The organism is Streptomyces sp. NPDC020983 (assembly GCF_044333485.1).
Taxonomy (GTDB): Bacteria; Actinomycetota; Actinomycetes; order Streptomycetales; family Streptomycetaceae; genus Actinacidiphila.
Genome location: NZ_JBIRRA010000006.1, coordinates 289,206 through 312,912 on the forward strand (window position 1 = coordinate 289,206; position 23,707 = coordinate 312,912).

Sequence of the window (23,707 nt, forward strand, 5' to 3'; positions counted from 1 at the left end):
GCCGGCCCCGGTCCACGGGGGACGGACCGGGGCCGGCGGGCCGGTCCGCGGGCACGGGCACGGGCCCGCGCACCGGCGTTCGGTGCGCCCCTCAGCCCTGCGGCGCGGGGGCGAAGCGGCGGAAGCCGCGGGCGACCAGCCGGTCGAAGAAGGCGTCGTCCAGCGGCGCCGGCTCCGGCCACGAGCGCCGCAGCGTCGCGTAGGTGTGGTCGCTGCGGACCGGCGGCATCGGGTAGTCGGGTTCGAGTCCCAGCATCCGGCGGCCGATCTGGCCCATGTGCATCAGCGGGGCCACCTCGCGGTCGTCCCGGCGCTGCTGGGCCAGCTCCCACCACTTGTCGGGCGCGACCTCCTCCAGCCGGTAGCCGGCCCGCCGCAGCGCGTCGAAGGCGCCCATGAGCGAGACGAGTTCCGGCTTGATCATGTGGTACGCGCTGCCGCCGGTGCCGCCCGGGGAGAGCCGGACGATGTGCCGGGCGACGAGGTCGACCGCCTCGCCGGGCACCGCCTCGGCCCGGTCCGGCGCGTAGCCGATCGCCACGACCGCCCGCAGCACGGGCATGAGCAGGTCGGACGCCGAGGTGTCGCCGGTCACCGAGTCGCCGGTGACGAGCCCCGGGCGGTAGACGGTGCCGACCACGCCGCTGTCGGCGGCCCGGGCCACCGCGCGCTCCGCGGCGACCTTGGAGCGCGGGTAGCCCAGCTCCCCCGCGGTCTGCATGGTCGGCGGCGTGAACTCGTCGGCCACCGCGATCCCCGCCCTGATCGCGTCGAGGAAGACCGCGAGCGTCGAGACGTAGTGGAAGCCGACCTCGCTGCCGGACCGCTCGGCGATCGCGGTGGCCAGTCCCACCAGCTCCCGGGTGCCGCCGACGTTGGCGGGCGCCAGCTGCTGGTAGGGGGCCGTGAGGTGGACGGACGCGGCGCAGTGGAAGATCTGGCCGACCTGCTCGGTCATGTCGTTCCAGACCTGCGGCAGCATGCCGAGCCGGGGCGACTCCAGGTTGGCCGGCACCGCGACGAGCCGGGAGGGGTCGTCGGTGCCGATCTCGGCCATCCGCGCGCGCAGCCGCCGGTCCGCCACCGCCGCGTCGGAGGCCCGCACGAGGCAGTAGACGACGGGGTGGGGCTGTTCGAGCAGGGCCGCCGCCAGGTGGCCGCCGAGCGACCCGGTGGCACCGGTCAGGATGATCGCCTTCATATCGTCCCCTGGCTGCCGATGAGGTCGGCCAGGTGCTGGGCCAGCGCCTGGGCCGAGTGGTTCTCGGCCACCGCCTTGGGGGCGATGCGTATGCCGAGGTTGGTCTCGATCCGGGTGCGCAGTTCCAGGTTGCCGAGCGAGTCCAGGCCGTAGTCGTTGAAGGGCCGGCTCGGGTCGACGGCGCCGCGCACGATCGCTGCGGCCTCCCCGGCGACGAAGCGGCGCAGCCAGCCGATCCGCTCCTCCGCGGCCAGCGCGTCGAACTCCTGGCGCACCTCGGAGGACGCCGCGTGGTCGCCGCGGTCGTCGCGGAAGGACTCGGCGAAGACGCTGCGGGCCGCGAGCGAGGTGAGCCACGGCGCCCGGGCCAGCGGCAGGTAGCCGGTGTAGGGGCGGGTGTGGCGCAGCAGGGCGTCGAAGGCGTGGACGCCCTCGGCGGGGGTGATCATGGTGGTGTCGCCCGCCTCGGCGAGCACGGCGCCGCGGCCGATCTCGCCCCAGGCGCCCCACGCGACCGTGGTCATCGGCAGGCCCTTGCTCCGCCGCCAGGCCGTGAAGCCGTCCAGCCAGCTGTTGGCCGCCGCGTACGCGCCCTGGCCGGGTGAGCCGAGCAGCGCGGCGGCCGAGGAGAAGGTGCAGAACCAGTCGAGGTCGTCCGCGGCGGTCGCCTCGTGCAGGTACCAGGCGCCGTACGTCTTGGGCGCCCAGTCCCGGTCGAGGAGTTCGCGGGTGATGCTCGGGATCGTCGCGTCCTCGACCACGGCCGCGGCGTGCAGCACGCCGCGCAGTTCCAGCCCGGTGGCGCGGGCCGCCGCCGCCAGCCGCTGCGCGGTGTCGGGGGACGCGATGTCACCGCGCTCCACGTGCACCTCGGCGCCCGCGTCGCGCATCGCCCGGATCTCGCGTTCCGCGTCCTCGCCGGGCGCGGAGCGGGAGTTGAGCACGATCCGCCCGCAGCCGGCGGCCGCGAGGTGCCGGGCCAGCCGCAGGCCGAGGCCGCCGAGGCCGCCGGTGATGATGTACGCGCCGTCGCGGCGGAAGACCGGGACGTGCTCGGGGGCGAGCACGGCCGGGGTGTCCGGTGCCACGTCGGTGGTGAGCACGAGCTTGCCCAGGTGCTGGGCGGAGGCCATCCGGCGGATCGCCGTCGCGGCCTCGGACAGCGGGAAGGAGGCCGTCGTGGGCGCGGCGAGCCGGCCGTCCGCCAGGTGCTCGGACACCTCGCGCAGCAGGCGGCCCAGGCGGCCCGGGTCGGCGACCGCCATGAGTTCCAGGTCGACGCTGTAGAAGGCGAGGTTGCGGCGGAAGGGCGCCAGGCCCAGCTTGGCGTCGCGGTAGATGTCCCGCTTGCCGATCTCGACGAAGCGGCCGCCGAAGGCCAGCAGGTCGAGGCTGACGCGCTGGGCGGCGCCGGTCAGGGAGTTGAGGACGACGTCCACGCCCGCGCCGCCGGTGTCCTCGCGGATGCGGTCGGCGAATTCCAGGCTGCGGGAGTCGTAGACGTGCTCGATGCCCTGGTCGCGCAGCCACGTGCGGCGCGACTCGCTGCCGGCCGTCGCGTAGATCTCCGCGCCGGCGAGCCGGGCGACCGCGATCGCCGCCTGGCCCGTGCCGCCGGTCGCCGAGTGGATGAGGATGCGCTCGCCCTCGCGCAGCCGCGCCTGGTCCCGCAGGCCGTACCAGACGGTCGCGTAGACCGCCGGGACGGCCGCGGCCTCCTCCAGGCTCAGGCTCGCGGGCACCGGGGCGGCGAGTGCCGCGTCGAGGGTGGCGTGGGTACCCCAGGCGCCCTCGGTGGCCGCGCTGGTCATGACCCGGTCCCCGACCGCGAAGTCGGTGACGCCCGCGCCGACCCGGACGACGGTGCCCGCGCAGTCCACGCCGAGCGCGGGCTTCACGCCCTCGAAGGCGTGGTAGTTGCCGTGCGCGAACAGGACGTCGTGGAAGTTGATGCTCGCGGCGCCGATGCCGATCTCGATCTGCCCCTCGCCCGGCGCGCGGCGCGGGACGACGGTGAGCTCCAGGGTGTCGAGGTCGCCGGGCTGGCGGATCTCCATCCGCACGCCGTGGGCCTCCCCGCCGCCCGCCGTGGCCGGGTGGCGTTCTGCGGGGGCGAGCGGCGTGTGCCGCAGCCGGGCGGTGAACCAGCGGTCGGCGCGCCAGGCGGTCTCGTCGTCCGCGGTGTCGGAGGTCAGCTCCGCCGCGAGGTTCTTCGCGGCCGGGCCGTCCTCCGGGTCGGCGTGGATGTCGATCTGGGTGACCCTCAGGTCGGGGAACTCGGCGCCGATCACCCGCAGCAGCCCGCGGACGCCGGCGTGCTCCAGGTTGACCTCGTCGCCGGGCACGACGTGCTGCGCGCTCTGGGTGATCGCGTACAGCCGGGGCGGGGTGCCGTCGGCGGCCGCGAGCTCCTGGGCGACGCCGACGACCGACTCGACCAGGTCCAGACCGCGGGCGAGAGATTCCGGGCCCTCCTCACCGGCGGGCTGCGGGCACAGCATGACGACGCCGTGCCAGGGGGCGTCGGCGACCGGCACCTTCTCGCCGGGCACCGGCCAGGTCCTGATCTCGCACCGGCCGCCCTGCTCGCCGAGGGCCTCGGCCAGCTCCTCGGGAGCGGGCACGGACCCGGGCGAGGCCAGGATGAGCCACGGTTCGGCGGTGGGCGCGCCCACCGGCTGCGGGGCCTCCTGCTGCTGCCACTCGACGGTCAGCAGCCGGTCGGCCAGGAGCTGGTCGGCGTTGTCCTCGTCGCCGGCCCGGGTGCCCATGACCAGCCCGTCGACGCTCAGCAGCACCGCACCGTAGGTGTCGGTGAGCTGGAGGTCGACGATCACCCGGTTGCCGTCGCCGGAGCGCAGCCGCACGTGGCAGAACTTGGCCGCGGCCGTCGACCACAGCCGCAGCCGCTGCACCTCGAGCGGGAGCAGCAGGCCGCCCTCGCCGTCGCCGGAGACCGCGGGCAGGGCGGCGACGGTCTGGAAGCAGGCGTCCAGCAGCGCGGGGTGGACGAGGAAGCCGTCGTTGCCGCTGCGCAGCGGCGAGGGGAGGTTCACCTCGGCCAGGACCGTCTGGAAGCCGTCCTCGTCGATGCCCTGGCGGGCCGTCAGCGCGCCCTGGAAGGCGGGACCGTACTGGATGCCGCGCTCGGCCAGGGTGCCGCGCAGCTCGTCGCCGGACAGCTCCGCGGTGTGCTCGTCGAGGAGCAGGTCGATGTCCAGCGGCACGGGCTCGATCCGGTCCGCCGGCGCGGGGCTCAGGGTGGCGGACGCGAGCCGGGAGCGCTCGCCGTTCTCGGAGGTGGCCGCCTCCCACCGGAACTGCCCCGGGGCCTCGGACGCGGCCGAGGTGGACAGCTGCGTGGTGCCGCTGAGCAGCAGCATGCGTTCGAACTTCAGGCCGTGCACCTCGGCGCCGGGCCCGAAGACCTCGGCGGCGGCGTTCAGCGCGGACTCGCAGTGCGCCGCCCCGGGGTAGGCCGCGACGTCGCGCACCCGGTGGTCGGCGAGCCAGGGCAGCACCCCGGTGCCGACGTCCGACTGCCAGGCGTGCCGTTCCTCGTCCTCGTCCAGGCGGACGTGGACGCCCAGCAGCGGGTGGATCCTCACCGTGTGGGCGGGCCGCGACTGGCCCGTCTTGACCAGCAGGTGCTGCCGGGTCCAGGTCGGCAGCGGCGCGTCGACCAGGCTGCCGCCGGGGTGGAGGGCGGAGAAGTCGACACCGCCGCCCGCCGCGTACACCTCGACGAGGGTGCCCAGCAGGCCGTACGGGATGTCCTGGCCGCGGCGCATGCTCGCCACCGCGGTGGCGGGCAGGCTCGCGGAGCGGGCGCACTGGTCGACGGCGCGGGTCAGCAGCGGGTGCGGGGACAGCTCCAGGAAGACGCGGTGGCCGTCGTCCAGCGCGGCCATCACGCCGGTGCTGAAGCGGACCGGCTGGCGGAGGTTGTCCACCCAGTAGGCGGCGTCGAACGACGGCCGGTCGTGCGGGTCGCCGAGGGCCGTCCCGTAGAACGGCACCGTGCCGGCGAGCGGCCGCAGGTCGGCGAGCACCTGCGCCAGCTCGTCGAGGATCGGGTCGACCTGCGGGGAGTGCGAGGCGACGTCCACGGCGACCTCGCGGGCCAGCACGCCGCGCCGCTCCCACTCGGCGACGAGGTCGCGGACCTTCTTGGTGGCGCCCCCGATGACCGTGGACTCCGGGGAGGCGATGACCGACACGACGACGTCGTCCAGCTCGGCCAGCTCCTGCTCGATACGCGCCGCGGGAAGCTCGATCGAGGCCATCGCGCCCGAGCCGGCCAGGCGGGCGCACAGCCGGGAGCGGCGGCAGATGACCTTGACGCCGTCGTCGAGGGTCAGCGAGCCGGCCACGACGGCGGCCGCGACCTCGCCGAGCGAGTGCCCGATGACCGCGCCGGGCTCGACGCCGGCCGCCCGCCAGGCGGCGGCGAGGCCGACCTGCATGGCGAAGAGCGTCGGCTGCACCCGGTCGATGCCGGTGACGGTCTCGGGGTGCGTCATCGCGCCCGTCACCGAGAAGCCCGACTCGCGCTGCACGAGGGGCTCGATCTCGGCGACCTTCGCGGCGAAGGCGGGCTCGGTCTCCAGCAGCTGCGAGCCCATGCCCGCCCACTGCGAGCCCTGGCCGGAGAACAGCCAGACGGGGCCGCGCGTGTCGTCGCCGACGACCGCCGTGGGGGGCCGCTCGGCGACCTGGGCGCCGACGCCGCGCAGCCCGGCGATCAGCTCGTCCCTGCCGCGGGCGATGACGGCGGTGCGGAAGTCGCGGTGCTCGCGGCAGCGGGCGAGGGTGTGGCCGAGGTCGGTCGGCGTGACCTCGGGGTGCGCCTCCAGCCAGTCCGCAATGCGCGTAGCGGTCGGCGCGAGCTCCCCCTCGGAGGTGGCCGACAGGGGGAAGAGCAGCCGCTCGTCGGCGGCGCCGCCGGTGTCCTCGGCGGCCGGCGGTGCGACGGGCGCGGGGGCCTCTTCGAGGACGGCGTGCACGTTGGTGCCGCTCATGCCGAAGGCGGAGACCGCCGCGCGCCGGGGCCGCCGCTCGTCCGGCCAGGCCTGCATCTCGCCGGGCACGAACAGCTGCGTGCTGACCTCGCTGATCTCCTTGTTGAGCTCGTTGAGGTGCAGGGTGCGCGGGACGGCGCCGTGCTGGAGCGCCAGGACGGCGGCGATGAGGCCGGCGGTGCCGGCGGCCGACTCCGTGTGGCCGATGTTGGACTTGACCGAGGTGACCGCGCAGGCGCTGTCGCGGCCGTAGACCTCGGCGAGCGCGCGGAACTCGATCGGGTCGCCGACCGGGGTGCCGGTGCCGTGCGCCTGCACCAGCCCGATCGTGTCGGGGTCGACGCCCGAGTCGGCCAGGGCGGCGCGGTGCACCGCGGTCTGGGCGGACTCCGAGGGCATCGTGATGGTCTCGGTCCGGCCGTCCTGGTTGGACGCGACGCCCTTGATGACGGCGAGGATGCGGTCGCCGTCCGCCACCGCGTCCGACGCGCGCTTGAGCAGCACCACCCCGCAGCCCTCGGAGCGTACGAAGCCGTCCGCGCCCTGGTCGAAGGGCCGGCAGCGGCCGGTGGGCGAGAGCATGCCGAGGCCGGACGACGAGATGGTCGCGTCCGGGATCATCATGACCATGCAGCCGCCGGCCAGCGCCATGTCGCTCTCGCCGCTGCGGATGCTCTGCACGGCCAGGTGCACCGACGCCAGGCCCGAGGAGCAGGCGGTGTCGATGGTCAGGGACGGGCCGGTGAGGCCCAGCGAGAACGAGACCCGGCCCGAGCCCATGCTCGGGGCGCCGCCGGTGAAGCCGTAGGGGTGGATCTTCTCCTGCTCCTGCGCCCCGGCGGTGGCGATGGCGTAGTCGAAGTGCGCCATGCCGACGAAGACGCCGGTGCGGGTGCCCGCGAGTGCGGACGGCCGCATGCCGGCGTGCTCGACCGCCTCGTAGGAGGTCTCCAGCAGGAGCCTGTGCTGTGGGTCGACCGAGAGCGCCTCACGCTCGCTGAGCTTGAAGTACTTGGCGTCGAAGCCCGCGATGTCGGAGAGGAAGCCGCCCCAGCGGGACACGGTCCGGCCGGGCACCCCCTTCTCCGGGTCGTAGATCTCCTCGGCGTTCCACCGGTCTGCGGGGATCTCTGTGATCGCGTCGCCACCGCGCTCGATCAGATCCCACAGAGCCTCCGGGGAATCAATTCCTCCCGGAAATCGGCATCCAATACCGATAACCGCGATGTCCCTAGGATCCGACACGACGACTCCTCCTCACGGAAAGGGCCGGGTTTTGCGACCCCGCAGGATCATGTTACCCGCTCCAGGCTATTCCGGTAAACATGCAGAATTCACATGTGAAAGTGCGGGATAAACGTCGTGAATAACAGCGGTCAGCTATGTGTTCGAATAGCGACAGCCAAGGTGAGCGCCGCTTCCGAGCGAATCCAGACCGGTACCCGCAGACCGCGGTAGGACGCTTCCAGGCAATTGCCAAAAGCATTTAGCTCGACGCGCCAGAACACCATGTGGTCGCTGGTCCGGGGACCGTACAGGGCCTTGAATGCCGCCTCCTTGGCGGCGAACAGCTCGCGCGGGGTGAAATCCCCCGCGGGCGGGAGCAGCGCACCGCGCTCCGCCGGCCGCAGCACGAAGCGGGCGACCCGCGGGCCGATGACGGCGTCCTCGATGTCCACCCCGGCACCGGCGGCGCCGGGCACGACCAGCGCGACGGCCAGCCGAGCGGTGTGCGAGATGGAGCCCGCGTAGCCCGCCGGGAAGCGCGGCCGCCCGTCCGCCTCGCGCGGCACGGCCGACACGGCGGCGCCGGCCGCCAGCAGCGCCGCCGACGCCGCCCGGCGGCCCGCCGCCGACTCCTGCGCGGGGCCGTACGGCGGGTGCACCGGGCGCCAGGCGATCCGGACCCGCGCCGCCACCCCGGGGGGAAGCGGCAGACCGACGGGCTCCACGCACCCTCAGACCCTGATGGCCAGCACGTGGCCCGCGAGCGAGTCGATCGACCGCAGAACCTCGGGCTGCACGTCGTCGTCCCACTCGAAGCCGAAGTCGTCCTCCATCGCCACCAGCAGGCTGACCAGGGCGTTGGAGGACACCCCGGCCTGCCGCAGCGACGCCGAGTCGGGGACGGCGCTGAGGAACTCCGCGTCGGTGAAGAGCCCGACGAGCAGTCCCCGGATGCGCTGCCGCACCTCCTCCGCCTGGTCAGGCATGTGCTTCCACTTCCTTGATGAACCCGTCCACCAGCGCCTGGAAGGTCTCCGCGTCGTCCACGTAGGGCACGTGGCCGCAGCGCGGCATGATCTCGGCGCGGCCGTTCGGGAACTGGGCGGCCAGCTCCTGCGCGGCCGTGGGGCCGATCAGGAAGTCGTCGTCGCCGACGACGACGAGCGCCGGCACCTGGATGCCGGCCAGCATCTCCGGCTTGTGCTCGTCCTTCATGGCCTGCGACAGCCCGTTGACCAGGTCCTCGACGGTGGACAGCGCCGAGAAGGCCTCGCGGAAGGCCAGGTAGCCCGGGGAGCCGAGGAACTCGTTCATCTCGGCGCTGAAGACCTCCGGGTACATGTGCTCGTACAGCCCGGCCACGCCGCGGGTCTCCAGCGTGTGCAGCCACGCCCGCTGCACCTGCCGCTGGCGGCGCATGCCCTTGGGCCCGAAGACGGGGCCGGTCAGCACGATGCCCCGGATGCGGTCGGGGTGCTTGATCGCCAGCTCGCGCGCCAGCACGGTCGAGGTCGAGACCCCGATGAGGTAGGTGGACTCGACCTCCAGCGCGTCGAGCAGCGCGATCAGGTCCTCCATGTGCTCTTCCCACGTGGGCTCGGCGCCCCCGTGCGAGGAGGCGCCGTGGTTGGCCAGGTCGTAGCTCAGGAGGCGGTAGTCCTTCTCCAGCTCCTCGCTGAACACCCGCCAGGACGGGCTGGTCAGGAAGAACGGGTTGACCATCGTGATGGGAATTCCCTCGCCGCGGGACTCGTAGTAGAGCTCGACCCCTTCACGCGTGGGTATCCGCGGGGTGTCCTCACGGTAGGTGAGGTCCATACGGGACAGGTTCTCGTAACCTGGCATCGGATTATCCTTTCCCTGCTTCGAGGGCCTCGGCGCCCGGGAAGATACGGGCGAATCCGGCGACGATCTCGGCCGCCGGGAGTTCGCCGGAAATGGCACCGCAGGACAGCCCGCAGTACATCGCCATCTCCTCGATACGGCCGCTCGTGGCGGTCGTGGGAACCGCGGCGCTGAACCGCGGCACGACATAGGGCTTGCCCTCGACCACGGTGCGGCCGATGAATTTCTTCGGCTGGTCGGGATTCCGCGTGACATCGGTCGCCAGGACCCGGTGACGGCGGCCCGGCCAGCCGATCTCGTACACGTCGGAGATGACCGTGTCGGCCTTCTGCGAGGCGACGACGGCGTTCTTGAAGACCGGGTGGGCCATCGACTCGCGGGCCACCACGAAGGCGGTGCCGAGCAGCACCCCGTCCGCGCCGGCCTCCGCCGCGCGGGCCGCCTCGTCCGCCGACCCGATGCCGCCGGCCGACACCAGGCAGGCGTCGGGCAGCAGCGCGCGCAGCTCGCCGACCAGGTCGTCGCGCAGCGCCGTGCCGAGCAGGTGGCCGCCCGCCTCGGTGCCCTGCACGACGACGATCGCGCCGTGCCCGGCCGCCCGCACGCCGTCCTCGACCGTGCCGACCTGGACGACGAGCGCCCGGCCGGCGGCGGTGACGCGGTCGAGGACCGCGTCCTCGGGCATGCCGAACAGCGACACGTAGACGTGCCGCGGGGTCTCGTTCAGCACCTGGGCGAGCTGCAGGTCGAGGTCCTCGGGCCCGACGACCTCCGGGATGAGGTTCACGCCGACAGGGCGTTCGGTGCCCGCCACCAGCCGCTTGAGGGCGGCCGACAGCGCGTCGCCGGCCAGCTTGTAGCCGCCCAGGCAGCCCGCCGCACCCGCCTCCGACACCGCGCAGGCCAGCTCCGGGCCCGCGACGCCGCCCATCCCGGACTGGAGCACGCCGACCCGGACCCCGAGCGCCTCTGCCAACGTGGTGCGCATCAGGCCAGCGCCTCCACCGCGGAGAGCGCGGCGGCGGTGTCGCCGAACGCCTTCGTCAGGGTGTGCACCCAGCGCTCCAGGCCGAAGGCCAGGCAGCTGGTGTGCGCCGTGTCGTCGCCGGCCTGGATGGTGCAGCGCTCGCCGAAGAAGTTGCGGTGGTAGTTCACCGAGCCGATCGACAGGCCGTCCACGACGAACTCCTCCTTGACGGGGAAGAGCCGCTGCATCTTGGCCTTGCTGCTGTTCTTGTCGAAGAACGGGTCGGTCGCGATCTCGACGGAGACCTTGAGGCCGAGCTTCGCGCACAGCGCGAGCACGGTCTCCTTGGCGCGCGCCAGGTGCTCCTTCGCACCGTCCTCGGGGCCGATGAAGACGATCTCGCGCATGGAGAAGCCCAGCAGCCGCTGGAGGCCCGCGTAGTGGTCCTCGTTGCGGAAGCAGGTGGCCACGGTGGTGCGCATGAGGCCCTCGGCGGGCAGCGTCCGGCCGGCCAGGTCGACGTAGATCGCGTAGCAGGCCGCGGACGGCAGCGCGAAGGCGGTCGGCTCCATGACCTCGGGCGGGACCCGGTCGACCGGGCGCTCGGCGTCGGTGAGCAGCTTGGCCAGCCGCGGCGGGTCGAGCCGGGTGGCGGCCAGGCCCAGCTGCGGGAAGTTGTCGAAGTAGTCGAAGCGGTCCAGGTGCTCGGTCCCGATGAGGAACGGGAAGCGGAACTCCGGGGCCTGCCAGTTCTCGGCGAAGCGCAGGAAGACCCCGTCGATCGCGCGCAGCAGACGCAGCTGGCCGCCGTCGAGAACGCCCAGTCCGTTGTCGGTCGCTGTGGTCATCACGCCGCCTTCTGCTTGAAGAATCGCGCTTCGATCGCGTCGAGGGTCCGGAAGTCGTCGAGGTCGATGTCCTCGGGGTCGATCGCCTCGCCGGTCAGCTCCTCCAGCAGGAAGATGAACTCGACGAAGGCGAGCGAGTTGATGGCCCGGCTGTCGATGAGGTCGAAGTCGCCGGCCAGGGTGTCGAGCTTGGGGTTGCGGCCGAGGATGAACTCCTCGACGGCCGCCATGGGTTCGCTCATGACTGGGCAGGCTCCCCCACGCTCGCGCCGGCCTTGACCAGGAAGCGCCGGGTGCGCTTGAGGATCTGCTCGTGCGCCGCCTTGCGGGCCGGGTGCTCCAGCGCCCGCCGCCGCAGCTTCAGCGGGTCCGGGATGCCCGCGTCACGGTAGGCGGCCGGGTTGTAGAGGGTGGCGATGCTGTACTGGAGGTAGCTCTCCAGGTACTCGGCGATCACCGGGACCTCGTCGGGGTTGCGCTGCTTGACCTGCTCCAGCAGGTTGACGAAGATCATCCGGCCGAAGGCGACGTGCCGGCTCTCGTCCTGGTGGTGCACCCGGTTGATCTCGCGGGCGATGAACGGCAGCGACTCGTCGGTCGCCATGTGCGCGTTGTAGTAGTCGACGATCTCCTCGAAGATCAGCACGCGCGCGAAGACGATGAGCTCACGGGCCAGCGGCGACAGGTGCTCGACGGAGTCGGCCTGCAGGTTCGGCTGCGCCGGGTAGAGCTTGCCTCCGTAGCGCAGGCAGAACTGGGCGAAGAACCACATGTGCTCGTTCTCTTCGCCGATGAAGTGGTGCATGAACTCCGAGACGCCCGCGTACGTGCGCTCGTGGATGCGCATGACGACTTCGCTCATCAGCTCGCGGATGCCGTGGATGTTGAGGCTGAAGAAGTTGATCGTCTCGTAGCGGGTCAGCGCGACCTGCTGCTCGCGGGTCAGCTCGTCCCACATCTCGGTGCCGGCCAGCGTGGTCAGGCTCTCGCTCATCCACGGTTTGTCCGGCTCGATGGTGTCCGGCCAGTCGAAGTAGGTGTAGGGGTTGTAGTAGCCCGACGAGGCCAGTTGCTCCAGGCGGTCCAGGTCCAGTTCGACCGGCTCGATGTCGCGTACAGCCATGGGTTCAGTCGTCTCCTCAACGCACCGATCGGATATCCGCGCGCACGTGGACCGGCGTCTTCGAGCCGCACTCGTGGTAGCCCAGGGCGGCGTTGCCGGAAGCGGTGGACGGAATGACTTTGTTGTAGATCGAGCCCAGGCACAGCTCCTGGAAGTCGCCGGTGCTCGCGGAGAGCCGCGCGGCCAGCTGCGACTTGGCGATGTCGATGGTCTTGAGCGTGCCGTCGTCGTCCTCGACCTCGACGCAGGCGTGCGGCAGGTCGAGGGCGCCACCGAGCACGCCGCAGAACCAGCCGCGCTTGGCCTCGGCGCGGTAGCCGGCGTCCCGGAAGCGCTCGGTGAGCAGCAGGCTGGCGGCGATGCAGCTCGTCGCGCCCAGCTCGTGCACCAGGCCGTAGTCGGCCTGCATCGGCACGGGGATCATCTGCCAGCGGTAGCCCTGCCCCAGGTACTCCTGCGTCAGTTCGCGCAGCACCGGGGAGATCACCGGGGTGCGCGCACCGATGGTGGTGACGGTCGCGGTGTACGTCGCCGAGCCCTTGCCCGGCTCCGGCTCCGCCACCTCGGCGAGCCGTCCGCCGAACCGGTCGATGTCCGGCGCCTCCAGGCGCCACGGGGCCTCCCCGGCGCAGTCCGGGCACTCCAGGTGGACCTGGAAGTCCCAGGTCTTCGCCCGCAGCAGGTCGTCGACCGGGCGGCCGGCGAACCGGAAGAGCATCCGGAAGGCCATCTCCGGCTGGGTCTTCGAGGTGTTCGAGTACATGCCGAGGTTGTAGAGGTCGTTCGTGTCGAAGTGCCGTACGCTGTCACGCTCCTCGTACGGCAGACCGGCGGCGACGAGCCGGTCGATCTCCGCCGGCCCGCAGCGCAGCATCTCCTGCGCCACCGATTCCGGCTGGTCCCGCACCGAGTATTCGGCGGGAATGAACTCGATCGACTCCGCGACCCTTTCCCAGGGCGTATCCACTGCTACTGAGCCCGACACGGTACCTCTCCCCCGCAGAATCAGCGCGGCACGGTTGTGACCTGGCGGTCCAGATTACCCATAATAAAAGCGCGACGGTATATGAGAAACTCACTATCGAAGATGCATCCGGCACGGCCGGAAGGAGATCCAGCAGGCCACCGGCCTGTACTAGCCCACTCCCGATGCCCCAACAACCCCTATCCCACCCTTAGCCGACCCTGTAAGACTTATGCGTAGGGGTTGGGGTGGGGTATCAGGGTAGCCCCCCGCACAGTAGGGTCGACCGGGATTCACTGAATCCTAAATCATTTGCTTTCGACAGCGGCGAATTTCTGGAGAATCGGGAGCCGGCGGGCCAATGGCTGATGAAGAAAAGCTGCGTCAGTACCTCAAGAAGGCCACCGGCGATCTGCGCCTCGCGGCCCGCAAGCTGCAGGAGGCCGAGCTCAAGGACGCGGAGCCGGTCGCGATCGTCGGCATGGGCTGCCGATTCCCGCCGGGCCTGCGCTCGCCGGAAGAGCTGTGGGAATTCGTCGCGGACGGGGGGGACGGCATCTCGCCCTTCCCCGGCGACCGCGGCTGGGGCCCGGGCGGGAGCCACGGCGGCGGGCCCGACGAGGGCGCGCGCCGCGGCGGCTTCCTCGGCGGTCCGGCCGGGGCCGACCGCTTCGACGCCGGGTTCTTCGGGATCACCGCGCACGAGGCGCTCGTGACGGACCCCCAGCAGCGCCTGCTGCTGGAGACCGCGTGGGACGCCGTCGACCACGCCGGGATCGACCCGGCGGGCCTGCGGGGCACGCGCACGGGCGTCTACGCCGGCGTGTCCTACTGCCACTACGGCGCCGGCCCGCAGAGCGCGCTCCCCGAGGGTGCGGCCGACCAGCAGATCATCGGCGGCGCCCCCAGCACCACCTCCGGCCGGGTCGCGTACGCCCTCGGGCTGCACGGCCCCGCCCTCAGCATCGACACCGCCTGCTCGTCCTCGCTGGTGGCGATCCACCTCGCCTGCCAGGCGCTGCGCCGCGGCGACTGCGAGCTGGCGCTCGCCGGCGGGGTCACCGTCATGGCGACGCCGAACGTCATCCTGGAATTCGGCCGCCGCGGCGCCCTCGCCGGCGACGGCCGGTGCAAGCCGTTCGCCGCGGGCGCCGACGGCATGGGCTTCGGCGAGGGCGCCGGACTGCTCGTCCTGGAGCGGCTGTCCGCGGCGCGGGCCGCCGGCCACGACGTCCTCGCCGTCATCCGCGGCTCCGCCGTCAACCAGGACGGCGCCACCAACGGCCTGACCTCGCCCAGCCGTTCCGCCCAGGAGGCGGTCATCCGCCAGGCCCTCGACACCGCCGGGCTCGCCCCCGACCAGGTCGACGCGGTCGAGGGCCACGGGACGGGGACGGCGCTGGGCGACGCGATCGAGGCGGAGGCCGTCATCGCGACGTACGGCGGGAACCGCCCGGAGGGGCGGCCGCTGCGGCTGGGCTCGGTGAAGTCCAACATCGGCCACACGCAGACCGCCTCCGGCGTGGCGAGCGTCATCAAGATCGTCATGTCCATGCGTGCCGGCGTCCACGCCCGCACCCTGAACATCGACCGGCCCTCGACGTACGTCGACTGGTCCGCCGGCACGGTCGCGCTCACCACCGAGGCCGCCCCCTGGCCCTCCCCCGGCCGCCCGCGCCGCGCGGGCGTCTCGTCCTTCGGCATCAGCGGCACGAACGCGCACCTGATCGTGGAGGAACCGGCCGCGGCCGCCGCCACGGGCGGTGCGGCGCCGGCCGGTCCGGAGGGTGCGGGCGGGAGTGGCGCAGCCCTCGTGCCGTGGGTGCTGTCGGCCAGGGACGCGGAGGCGCTGCGCGACATGGCCGGGGAGCTGGGGAGCTTCCTCGACGCCCGGCCGCCGGCCGGGGCGGAGGGCATCGGGCGGGCGCTGGCCCGTACGCGGGGCGGGTTCGCCCACCGGGCCGTCGTGCTGGGCTCCTCGCACGCCGAGCGGCGGGCCGCGCTCGCGGCGCTGGCGCGCGGTGAGGGGGCGCCCGGGCTCGTCACCGGCACCGCCGCCGGTACGGGGGGCGCGGCGACCGCGCTCGTCCTCACCGGCGACGTGCCGTGGGACGCGAACGCCGCCGCGGAACTGGCGGAACGTTTCCCCGTCTTCGCCGCCGCCCACGCCGAGGTGCTCGCGCAACTGGAGGCCGAGCTCGGCGCACCGCCCGCCGCCTACCGGCAGGCCGCGGTGTTCGCCGGGCAGCTGGCGCTGCTCCGGCTGGTCCGCTCCCTCGGGGTGGAGCCGGAGGTCGTCGCGGGTGCGGGCGTCGGGGAGATCGCCGCGGCGTGTGCCGCCGGTGTCCTGACGCCCGCCGACGCGGCGCGCCTCGCCGCCGCCGCGGCGCGCGCCGACGAGCACGTCGACGCGCTGCGGGCCGCCGCGGCGGGCGTCGCCTACGGCACCCCGGACCGCACGCTCGTCCTCGCCGCCGGCGGCGCCCCCGGCGACCCCGGGCGCTGGGCGTCCGGCGGCTTCCTCGGCCCGGGCGGCGACGTCCTGGCCCGCGCGCGGGAGGCGGGCGCGTCGGTCTGCCTGGAGCTGGACCCCGGCGCCACCACCGCCGGTGAGCTGCTGGCCCGCCTGGCCGCGGCGTACACCGCGGGGGCGCCGGTGCGCTGGGAGGCGGCCTTCGACGGCGCCGCCGAGCCAGGCGAGCAGGTGCGCCTGCCCGGCTACCCCTTCCGGCGCAGCCGCTACTGGCTCGCCTCGCCGGCCCTCGGCAGCCACGGCCCGGCCGAGTCCGCCCTCGAACCCGTACACCCGCTGCTGGGCGGCGAGATCGACCTCGCCGACCCCGCCGAGCAGCGCTTCGCCCGTACCCTGACGGCCCCTGCGCCCTGGTACGCCGGGCAGTACCTGCTGCGCGGCACCCCCTCCCTGCCGGCCGCCGCCCTCGCCGAATGGGCCCTCGCGGCCGCCCGCCACAGCGCGGGTGAGGGCGTCGACCCGGCGGACGTCCGTACCGTCGAGGACCTCGTCCTCGGCCCGCCGGTCCTCCTCACCGGCGGCGGTTCCCTGCGGCTCCAGACGGCGGCAAAGACGCAGGACGCGACCCGCCGGATACGCGGCTTCACCGCCGACGCGGGCGCGGCCCCGTCCGCCCCGGGCGCCGGAACCGCCACGCCGCCCGGCGGCACCGGCCCCGCCTCCGGCGCCGGGTACCCCCCGGCCGGGGCGGGCGACACCCCCGCCGCCCGGCGCCCCCGGTGGACCCGGCGGTTCACCGCCTGCGCCGCGGAGAAGAACCCGCCCGCCCCCGCCCGCGCCGACCTCGGCCGCCTGCGGGAGCGGCTGGCGGAACGGGAACCGGAGGCGCTGCACACGTGGCTCGGCGAGAACGGCGTCAGCTGCGGGGACGCCTACCGAAGCGTCACACTGCGCTGGTGGCAGGGCGCGAACGAGGCGCTGGCGCTGCTGGACACCGGCGTCCTCCCGGACGACGGGGAGCGCTACGTCCTGCACCCCGTCCTGTTCGAGGTCTGCCTGCTGGCCGCGGCGCCGCTCGCCGTCGGTGACGGCGGCGGGCCGTGGGTGCCGGCGGCGCTGGACCGCCTGACCTGCCACCGGGAGCCGGCCGGACGGGTGTGGTGCCACGTGCGCCGCACCGGGGAGGGCGCGGCCGGGGTCGAGCTGTACGACGACGCCGGTGAGCCGCTCGTCTCCGTCGCCGGGCTGACGTTCGCGCGCGCGGACCTGCCGGACGTTCCCGTGCAGGACACCGCGGACGGCGACGAGCCGTGGGACGCCGCCACCCTGGCGCGGCTCGCGGTCGAGGAGCCGGACGGCGCCCGGCGGGCGCTCACCGACGCGCTGTTCGCCCGGGTGAGCGCGATGGTCGGCACCTTCGCCGACGACCCGGCGACCGTGCGCACCCGCTTCCCCGCCTCCCGCCTGGGCGACGTCGGCCTGGACTCGCTGCGGGCGATGCGGCTGCGCGAGCAGTTCCGCACCGGACTGCAGGTGGACGTACCGCCCCAGAAGCTGCTCGGCGAGGCCACCGTGGCGGACGTCGTGGACCTGCTCTGCCGGTCCCTCGCCGCCCGCAGCCTCGTCGCGACCGGCGACGAGGAGCCGGCGGCGGGCGAGCCCCTCGAAGAACTCATCCTCTAATCCGCCAGAAGGGCAGCCAGATGACTACCACGGACCTCTTCGCCGAGTTGTACCACCGCGGGGTGAGACTGCGGGTGGCCGACGGCCGGCTGCATGTGACGGCGCCTCCCGGTGCGCTGACTCCCGAGCTTCGCGAGGAGATGAAGCTGCGCCGGGACGAGCTGGTCGAGACCGTCTCGCGTTCCGCCGAGGCCGCGGAGGGGCCGCAGCCGCTGACCCCCCGGCCGCAGGAACGCCACGAGCCCTTCCCGCTGACCGACATCCAGCAGGCCTACTGGGTGGGCCGGACCCCCGCGGTGGAGCTGGGCGGCAACTCGACGCACTGCTACCTGGAGTTCGACGCCGCCGATCTCGACGTGCCCAGGCTCGGCCGCAGCCTGGACATGCTCGTGCGGCGGCACGACATGCTCCGCGCCGTCATCCAGCCGGACGGCCGCCAGCGGGTGCTGCCGGAGGTGCCCGCGTACGAGGTGCGGACCCTGGACCTGTCCGGGCTGGACGAGGCCGCGCAGGAGGCCGGGATCGCGCAGATCCGCGAGGAGCTCGCGCACCAGGTGCTGCCGGCCGACCGCTGGCCGCTGTTCGAGGTGCGGGCCACCAGGCTGGACGAGCGCCGGTGGCGGCTGCACCTGAGCCTGGACATGCTGATCATGGACGGCTTCAGCTTCGGGATCTTCCAGCGCGACTGGTTCCGCTTCTACAGCTGTCCGGAGGAGCCGCCCGCGCCGCTGGAGGTCACCTTCCGCGACTGCGTCCTCGCCGAGCAGCAGGCGCAGCGCGAGCGGCGCTTCGAGGAGGACCGCCGCTACTGGCTGGACCGGCTCGACACCCTGGCGCCCGCGCCGGAGCTCCCGCTGGCCGTGCAGCCGGGGCAGCTCAGCCGGCCGCGCTTCGCCCGGCTGCACGCCCGGCTGCCGCGCGAGCGGTGGGCGGCGGTGAAGGAGACGGCCCGCAGCCGCGGCCTGACCCCTTCCGCGGTGCTCATGGCCGCCTACGCCGACGTGCTGCGCCGCTGGTCGAAGCGGCCCGAACTGACCATGAACCTCACGCTGTTCAACCGCCCGCCGCTGCACCCGCAGATCGGCGAGGTGATCGGCGACTTCACCTCGCTGGTCCTGCTGGAGACCCGCCCCGACGCCGGGGACTCCTTCGCCGGGCGGGCCAAGAGGCTGCACCTCCAGCTCCTGGAGGACCTCGGGCACTCCACCTTCTCGGGTGTGCGGGTGCTGCGCGAGCGGGCCCGCCGGCTGGGCGGGCGGCCGGGAGCGGCGATGCCGGTGGTCTTCACCAGCATGGTGGGCTTCGACTCCGGCTCGGGAGCGACGCAGACCGCCCAGGTGTTCGGCGACGTCGTCTACGGGGTGAGCCAGACGCCCCAGGTGTGGCTGGACTACCAGGTGCTGGAGGACCGCGGCGAACTGCTGGTCAACTGGGACTACGTCGAGGACCTCTTCCCCGCCGGCATGATGGAGGAGATGTTCGAGGCGCACCGGGCGGCGCTGGAGCTGCTGGCCGGGGGCGAGGCGGCCTGGGACGAGCGTGAGGTGATCGCCCTCCCGCAGGGGCAGGTCGAGGAGCGCCTCCGGGCCAACGACACGCGGCGGGACATCCCGGAGAAGACGCTGTGCGCGCTGGTCGAGGAGCAGGCCGCGCGCACCCCGGACGCGGTCGCGGTGATCGCCGCGGACGGCGAGCACACCTACGCCGAACTCGTCGCGGACTCCCACCGGCTGGCGCACGTCCTGCAGGCGACGGGCGCCGCGCGCGACACACTGGTCGGCGTCATCGCGGAGAAGGGCTACGAGCAGGTGGCCGCGGCGCTCGGGGTGACCCGGTCCGGCTCCGCGTACCTGCCGATCGAGCCGCGCTGGCCCGCCGCCCGCCGGGGCAAGCTGCTGGAACAGGGCGGGGTACGGGTCGTGGTGACGACCTCCCGGCTGCGCGAGGAGCTGGAATGGCCCGAGGGCGTCCGGCTGGTGACGCTCGCCGACGACGAGGTGCGCTCCGCGCCCGCGACGCCGCCGGCGGCCGGACCCGACCCGGCGGACCTGGCGTACGTCATCTTCACCTCCGGTTCGACGGGCACCCCCAAGGGCGTCATGATCGACCACCGCGCGGCCGCCAACACCGTCCTGGACCTGGCCGAGCGCTACACGGTCACGGCCGCCGACCGCGCGCTGGCGCTGTCCGCGCTGAGCTTCGACCTGTCCGTCTACGACATCTTCGGCATGCTCGCCGTGGGCGGCGCGGTCGTGATGCCGGAGCCGGGCCGCGCGCAGGAGCCGCAGCACTGGTCGGAGCTGATGGAGCGGCACGGTGTGACGGTCTGGAACAGCGTCCCGGCGCTGATGCAGGTGTGGATCGACGCGCACGACAGCGCCGCACCCCCACCCGGGCACGCGCTGCGGCTGGTCATGATGAGCGGCGACTGGATCCCGGTGGCGCTGCCGGACCGGATCCGCGCCTACTACCCCGACGCGGTGCTGATGAGCCAGGGCGGCGCCACCGAGGCGTCGATCTGGTCGATCCACTACCCGATCGGCGAAGTGCCCGCGCACTGGTCGCGCATCCCGTACGGCAAGGCGCTCGGCAACCAGACGATGCACGTCTACGACCAGTGGATGGAGCCCTGCCCGGTGTGGGCGACGGGCGAGATCCACATCGGCGGCAGCGGCGTGGCCCGCGGCTACTGGGGCGACCCGCAGCGTACGGCGGAGCGCTTCGTCGTGCACCCGCGCACCGGCGAGCGGCTGTACCGCACCGGTGACCTGGGCCGCTTCCTGCCCGGCGGGGACATCGACTTCCTGGGCCGCGAGGACTCGCAGATCAAGCTCAACGGCTACCGCATCGAACTGGGCGAGATCGCCGCGCCGCTGCGCCGCCACCCCGGGGTGCGCGACGCGCTGGTCGCGGTGGACACCAACCCCCGCACCGGCAGCCGGCAGCTGGTGGCGTACCTGGTGCCGGACGGGGACGAGACCGTGGCCGGGCGCACGCACCCGGACGCGGCGCTGCTGCGGGCCCGGCTGGAGGAGCTGCTGCCGGAGTACATGGTGCCGCGGCACTACCTCGTCATCCCGAAGGTGCCGCTGAGCGCGAACGGCAAGGTGGACGCCTCCGCGCTGCCCGCCCCGCGCGAGCAGGAGCCGGCGGGCGCGCACGCGGCGCCGCAGGACGGCGTGGAGCGCACGCTGCTGGGCTTCTGGCAGGAGGTCCTGGAGCGCGACGACTTCGGGACGGACGAGAACTTCTTCGAGCTGGGCGGCGACTCGCTGCACGCGATCGGCATCCTGGAGCGGATCGCGAAGGAGTTCGGCACCACGGTGAGCCAGGACGAGGGCCTGCGGACCCTCTTCGACAACCCCACGGTGGCCCGCCTCGCGGCGGTGCTGCGGCCCGCCGCCGACTGAGCCCGCGGCACGACGGAGCCGGGCCGCCCCCCATGGGCGGCCCGGCTCCGTCGTGCACCGCCTCGGCCCAGACCCTCCCCGGCGGTCACCCGCGCGGGTTCGGGCGTCAGCCCACACCCTCCCCGGTCGGGCCTCCTGCTCACCCGCCCCACGAACGGCCCCCGCACCCCGGCGGTCACCCGCGCGGGTCCGGGCGTCAGCCCACACCCTCCCCGGTCGGGCCTCCTGCTCACCCGCCCCACGAACGGCCCCGCACCCCGGCGGTCACCCGCGCGGGTTCGGGCGTCAGCCCTCCTTGTTGTACAGGTGCAGGCAGATCGGCGCGCAGACGGCGGTGATGACGGCGCTCGCGACGAGCGTCCAGGCGACCGCGCCACCGGTGCCGGAGCCGCCGTTCATCAGGTCGCGGGCGGCGGTGGCGACGTGGCTGAGCGGGTTGACCTTGACGACGGCCTGGAGCCAGCCGGGCATGGTGCTGGGCTTGACGAAGACGTTGCTGGCGAAGGACAGCGGCATCAGCACGGCGTTGGCGATGCTGATGACGACGGCCGGGTCGCGCAGCTTGAGCGCGAGCGCCGCCCACACCAGGGACAGCGCGAGGCCGAAGACGATGACCAGGGCGACGGCGCCGAGGACGCCGAGCGCGCCGTTACCGGGGCGGTAGCCCATGGCCACGCCCAGCACGATGACGATGACGGACGCGAAGACGTACCGCGCGCCGTCACTGAGCAGGCCGCCGAGCACGAAGGCGCCGCGCCAGATGGGCAGGCCGCGGAAGCGGTCGAAGGCGCCGCTGCGGACGTCCTGGGCGAGGCGGCCGCCGCCGTACATGGTGACGATGGCGATGCTCATGCTGAGCACGCCGGGCAGCAGCACCTTGAGGTACTCGGAGGTGGAGCCGCTGATCGCGCCGCCGAAGAGGTAGGTGAACAGCACCGTGAAGAGGATGGGGATCGCGGTGGAGTCCACGAGCTGCTTGGGGTCGTGCTTGAGCTTGAGCATGGCGCGGCTGCCGAAGGCGGCCGAGGCCGCGACGGCGCCGGCCCGGTGACGGGTGCGGCCGGCGGCGAGCAGGGCGTCGACGGGGTCGGTCTCCGCTGCGGCGGGGCGCGTGGGTGCGGTGGAACTGCTCATGCGGTCTGGTCCTCGTGGTCGGTGGTGGCCGGGGCGGTCCGGTGGCCGGTGAGGGCGAGGAAGGCCTCGTCGAGACTGGGCTGGCCGAGCGAGAGGTCGGCGACGCCCACTCCGGCGTCGGCGAGCCGGGTCATGGCGCGGCCGACGAGCCCGCTCACGTCCTTGTCGCCGGCGCCGGCGGTGCCGAGCAGCACCGAGAGGGCGAACGGGTCGGCGTCCAGCTCCACCGTCCCGTCGAGCGACTCACCGAGGATCTGGCGGGCCCGGTCGCGCTGCCCCTCGTCGAGCAGCCGCATGTGCAGGGTGCCGGATCCCACGCGGGCCTTGAGCTGGGAGCTGGTGCCCTCGGCGACGATCCGGCCGTTGTCGATGACGGCGATCTGCTCGGCGAGCTGGTCGGCCTCCTCCAGGTACTGCGTGGTGAGCAGCACCGTGGTACCGGCCGCGGCGACCCGGCGGACCAGCTCCCACACCTGGTTGCGGCTGCGCGGGTCGAGGCCGGTGGTCGGCTCGTCCAGGAACAGCAGGTCGGGGGTGACGATGAGGCTGGCCGCGATGTCGAGCCTGCGGCGCATACCGCCGGAGTACCCGCTCACCGGCCGGCCGGCGGCGCCGGTCAGGTCGAAGGCGGCGAGCAGCGCGTCGGCGCGGTCCCGGCAGGCGGGGCGGGGCAGGCCCTGGAGGCGGCCGAGGAAGATGAGGTTCTCGTAGCCCGTCAGGTCCTCGTCGAGCGAGGCGTACTGGCCGGTGAGCGACACCCTGGCGCGGATCGCGTCGGCCTCGGTCAGCACGTCGTGGCCGAGCACCCGGGCGGTGCCGCCGGTGGGTTTGATCAGCGTGGCAAGGATCCGGATGGTGGTGGTCTTGCCCGCACCGTTCGGGCCCAGGAACCCGAAAACCTGGCCGCGGGGGATCGTCAGGTCGATCCCGTCCAGCGCCTTCTTCTCCCCGTAGGCCTTGGCCATGCCGCGCGCCTCGACCGCCGGGTGATCCTCGCCCACGCTATTCTTTGACATGACGTAAGAGTTGACTATCTCTCACAGCTTGTCAAGGTTATGGCCGAACGCATACCTTCGGGGAATGGCCGACTCGCAGGAAACCGCCCCACCCCCGCGCCGCCGCCGTGCCGACGCGCAGCGCAGCATCGACGCCATCCTCAACGCGAGCCGGGTCGTGCTCGGCCAGCGCCCGGACGCGAGCATGGACGACATCGCCACCGCGGCCGGCGTCACACGGCAGACCGTCTACGCGCACTTCCCCTCGCGGGACGCGCTGGTCACCGCCCTCATCGAGGCGGCCGCCGCCGAGTACCTCACGGCGCTCGACGCCGCCGGGCTCGACAGCGCCCCGCCCGCCGAGGCGCTGGAGCACTTCCTGGACGCGGGCTGGCGCTTCCTGCGCCGCCACCCGATGCTGCTCAACCCCACCGCGCCGCGCACGCCCGAGCCCAACCACAACGCGCTGTCCGACGTGGTCCCGCCGCGCCTGGAACGGCTCGTCACCCGCGGCATGGAGACGGGCGACTTCGACGTGGCGCTGCCCGCGAGCTGGCTCGCCGCGGCGATCGTCGGGCTCCAGCACGCCGCCGCCGCGGAGGTCGCCGCCGACCACCTGCTCCCGCAGGACGCGGAGGCGCTGTGCCTGGAGAGCGCGCTGCGGCTCTGCGGGAGCAAGTAGACGGGCGGGCCGGACGGGGGGGCCCCCCCCCCGCCCCCCCCCCCCGGGGCCCCCCCCCCGCCCCGGGGGGTCCACCTACCTCAGGGGGCCGGCGAGGGGGGCAAACAGCGGCACGGAGGTGGGGGGGTGCAGGG

General features: G+C 73.6%; 15 protein-coding genes. 3 read left to right on the forward strand and 12 right to left on the reverse strand.

What is annotated here, in order from left to right:
* Positions 1-91 precede the first annotated feature (91 nt).
* From ACH4SE_RS15725 to ACH4SE_RS15770, 10 genes are all read right to left on the reverse strand, one after another.
* Positions 92-1,201: an SDR family oxidoreductase gene (locus ACH4SE_RS15725; protein WP_398543931.1), complete on the reverse strand. Its 1,110-nt coding sequence runs from the start codon at positions 1,199-1,201 to the stop codon at positions 92-94.
* Positions 1,198-7,467: a sulfolipid-1 biosynthesis phthioceranic/hydroxyphthioceranic acid synthase gene (pks2, locus tag ACH4SE_RS15730; RefSeq protein WP_398543932.1), complete on the reverse strand. Its 6,270-nt coding sequence runs from the start codon at positions 7,465-7,467 to the stop codon at positions 1,198-1,200. Before pks2 ends, ACH4SE_RS15725 begins: the two co-directional genes overlap by 4 nt.
* A gap of 131 nt (positions 7,468-7,598) precedes the next feature.
* Positions 7,599-8,174: a 4'-phosphopantetheinyl transferase superfamily protein gene (locus ACH4SE_RS15735; protein WP_398543933.1), complete on the reverse strand. Its 576-nt coding sequence runs from the start codon at positions 8,172-8,174 to the stop codon at positions 7,599-7,601.
* A gap of 6 nt (positions 8,175-8,180) precedes the next feature.
* Positions 8,181-8,435: a hypothetical protein gene (locus tag ACH4SE_RS15740; protein WP_398543934.1), complete on the reverse strand. Its 255-nt coding sequence runs from the start codon at positions 8,433-8,435 to the stop codon at positions 8,181-8,183.
* Complete coding sequence (locus ACH4SE_RS15745) at positions 8,428-9,294, reverse strand: alpha/beta fold hydrolase (RefSeq protein ID WP_398543935.1); 867 nt, start codon at positions 9,292-9,294, stop codon at positions 8,428-8,430. Before ACH4SE_RS15745 ends, ACH4SE_RS15740 begins: the two co-directional genes overlap by 8 nt.
* Before the next feature lie 4 nt (positions 9,295-9,298).
* Positions 9,299-10,282 carry an NAD(P)H-dependent flavin oxidoreductase gene (locus ACH4SE_RS15750; RefSeq protein ID WP_398543936.1) on the reverse strand — a complete coding sequence of 328 codons (984 nt, stop codon included), beginning with the start codon at positions 10,280-10,282 and terminating at the stop codon, positions 9,299-9,301.
* The gene (locus ACH4SE_RS15755) at positions 10,282-11,109 is read right to left on the reverse strand and encodes a hypothetical protein (RefSeq protein ID WP_398543937.1); all 828 of its coding nucleotides are present in this window, start codon (positions 11,107-11,109) and stop codon (positions 10,282-10,284) included. The genes ACH4SE_RS15750 and ACH4SE_RS15755 overlap by 1 nt, the downstream gene beginning before the upstream one ends.
* Positions 11,109-11,351 (reverse strand): acyl carrier protein, encoded by a 243-nt coding sequence (locus tag ACH4SE_RS15760; protein ID WP_398543938.1) that lies wholly within the window; start codon positions 11,349-11,351, stop codon positions 11,109-11,111. Before ACH4SE_RS15760 ends, ACH4SE_RS15755 begins: the two co-directional genes overlap by 1 nt.
* Complete coding sequence (locus ACH4SE_RS15765) at positions 11,348-12,232, reverse strand: diiron oxygenase (RefSeq protein WP_398543939.1); 885 nt, start codon at positions 12,230-12,232, stop codon at positions 11,348-11,350. The genes ACH4SE_RS15760 and ACH4SE_RS15765 overlap by 4 nt, the downstream gene beginning before the upstream one ends.
* A 16-nt stretch (positions 12,233-12,248) precedes the next feature.
* Entirely contained in the window at positions 12,249-13,217 is a 969-nt protein-coding gene (locus ACH4SE_RS15770; RefSeq protein ID WP_398543940.1) for a hypothetical protein, read from the reverse strand.
* 340 nt (positions 13,218-13,557) lie between these two features.
* Between ACH4SE_RS15770 and ACH4SE_RS15775 the strand changes: the two genes are divergently transcribed.
* Entirely contained in the window at positions 13,558-17,352 is a 3,795-nt protein-coding gene (locus ACH4SE_RS15775; protein WP_398543941.1) for a type I polyketide synthase, read from the forward strand.
* Positions 17,353-17,372: 20 nt separating this feature from the next.
* Positions 17,373-20,762: an amino acid adenylation domain-containing protein gene (locus ACH4SE_RS15780; protein WP_398543942.1), complete on the forward strand. Its 3,390-nt coding sequence runs from the start codon at positions 17,373-17,375 to the stop codon at positions 20,760-20,762.
* Between the two features lie 285 nt (positions 20,763-21,047).
* Here ACH4SE_RS15780 and ACH4SE_RS15785 read toward each other — a convergent pair whose 3' ends face one another.
* Both ACH4SE_RS15785 and ACH4SE_RS15790 read right to left on the reverse strand, forming a co-directional pair.
* Positions 21,048-21,896 carry an ABC transporter permease gene (locus ACH4SE_RS15785; protein WP_398543943.1) on the reverse strand — a complete coding sequence of 283 codons (849 nt, stop codon included), beginning with the start codon at positions 21,894-21,896 and terminating at the stop codon, positions 21,048-21,050.
* Positions 21,893-22,912: an ATP-binding cassette domain-containing protein gene (locus tag ACH4SE_RS15790; RefSeq protein WP_398543944.1), complete on the reverse strand. Its 1,020-nt coding sequence runs from the start codon at positions 22,910-22,912 to the stop codon at positions 21,893-21,895. Before ACH4SE_RS15790 ends, ACH4SE_RS15785 begins: the two co-directional genes overlap by 4 nt.
* Positions 22,913-22,976: 64 nt before the next feature.
* Here ACH4SE_RS15790 and ACH4SE_RS15795 point away from each other — a divergent pair, with 64 nt between their 5' ends.
* The gene (locus tag ACH4SE_RS15795; protein WP_398543945.1) at positions 22,977-23,573 is read left to right on the forward strand and encodes a TetR/AcrR family transcriptional regulator; all 597 of its coding nucleotides are present in this window, start codon (positions 22,977-22,979) and stop codon (positions 23,571-23,573) included.
* Positions 23,574-23,707: the final 134 nt, after the last annotated feature.

What these genes read in the sequence shown, in the direction of transcription:
- ACH4SE_RS15725 (WP_398543931.1), bottom strand. Translation starts at nt 1,201, where the DNA reads ATGAAGGCGATCATCCTGACCGGTGCCACCGGGTCGCTCGGCGGCCAC.
- ACH4SE_RS15780 (WP_398543942.1), top strand. Translation starts at nt 17,373, where the DNA reads ATGACTACCACGGACCTCTTCGCCGAGTTGTACCACCGCGGGGTGAGA.
- ACH4SE_RS15740 (WP_398543934.1), bottom strand. Translation starts at nt 8,435, where the DNA reads ATGCCTGACCAGGCGGAGGAGGTGCGGCAGCGCATCCGGGGACTGCTC.
- ACH4SE_RS15785 (WP_398543943.1), bottom strand. Translation starts at nt 21,896, where the DNA reads ATGAGCAGTTCCACCGCACCCACGCGCCCCGCCGCAGCGGAGACCGAC.
- ACH4SE_RS15795 (WP_398543945.1), top strand. Translation starts at nt 22,977, where the DNA reads ATGGCCGACTCGCAGGAAACCGCCCCACCCCCGCGCCGCCGCCGTGCC.
- ACH4SE_RS15775 (WP_398543941.1), top strand. Translation starts at nt 13,558, where the DNA reads ATGGCTGATGAAGAAAAGCTGCGTCAGTACCTCAAGAAGGCCACCGGC.
- ACH4SE_RS15750 (WP_398543936.1), bottom strand. Translation starts at nt 10,282, where the DNA reads ATGCGCACCACGTTGGCAGAGGCGCTCGGGGTCCGGGTCGGCGTGCTC.
- ACH4SE_RS15745 (WP_398543935.1), bottom strand. Translation starts at nt 9,294, where the DNA reads ATGCCAGGTTACGAGAACCTGTCCCGTATGGACCTCACCTACCGTGAG.
- ACH4SE_RS15790 (WP_398543944.1), bottom strand. Translation starts at nt 22,912, where the DNA reads ATGTCAAAGAATAGCGTGGGCGAGGATCACCCGGCGGTCGAGGCGCGC.
- ACH4SE_RS15760 (WP_398543938.1), bottom strand. Translation starts at nt 11,351, where the DNA reads ATGAGCGAACCCATGGCGGCCGTCGAGGAGTTCATCCTCGGCCGCAAC.
- ACH4SE_RS15765 (WP_398543939.1), bottom strand. Translation starts at nt 12,232, where the DNA reads ATGGCTGTACGCGACATCGAGCCGGTCGAACTGGACCTGGACCGCCTG.
- ACH4SE_RS15755 (WP_398543937.1), bottom strand. Translation starts at nt 11,109, where the DNA reads ATGACCACAGCGACCGACAACGGACTGGGCGTTCTCGACGGCGGCCAG.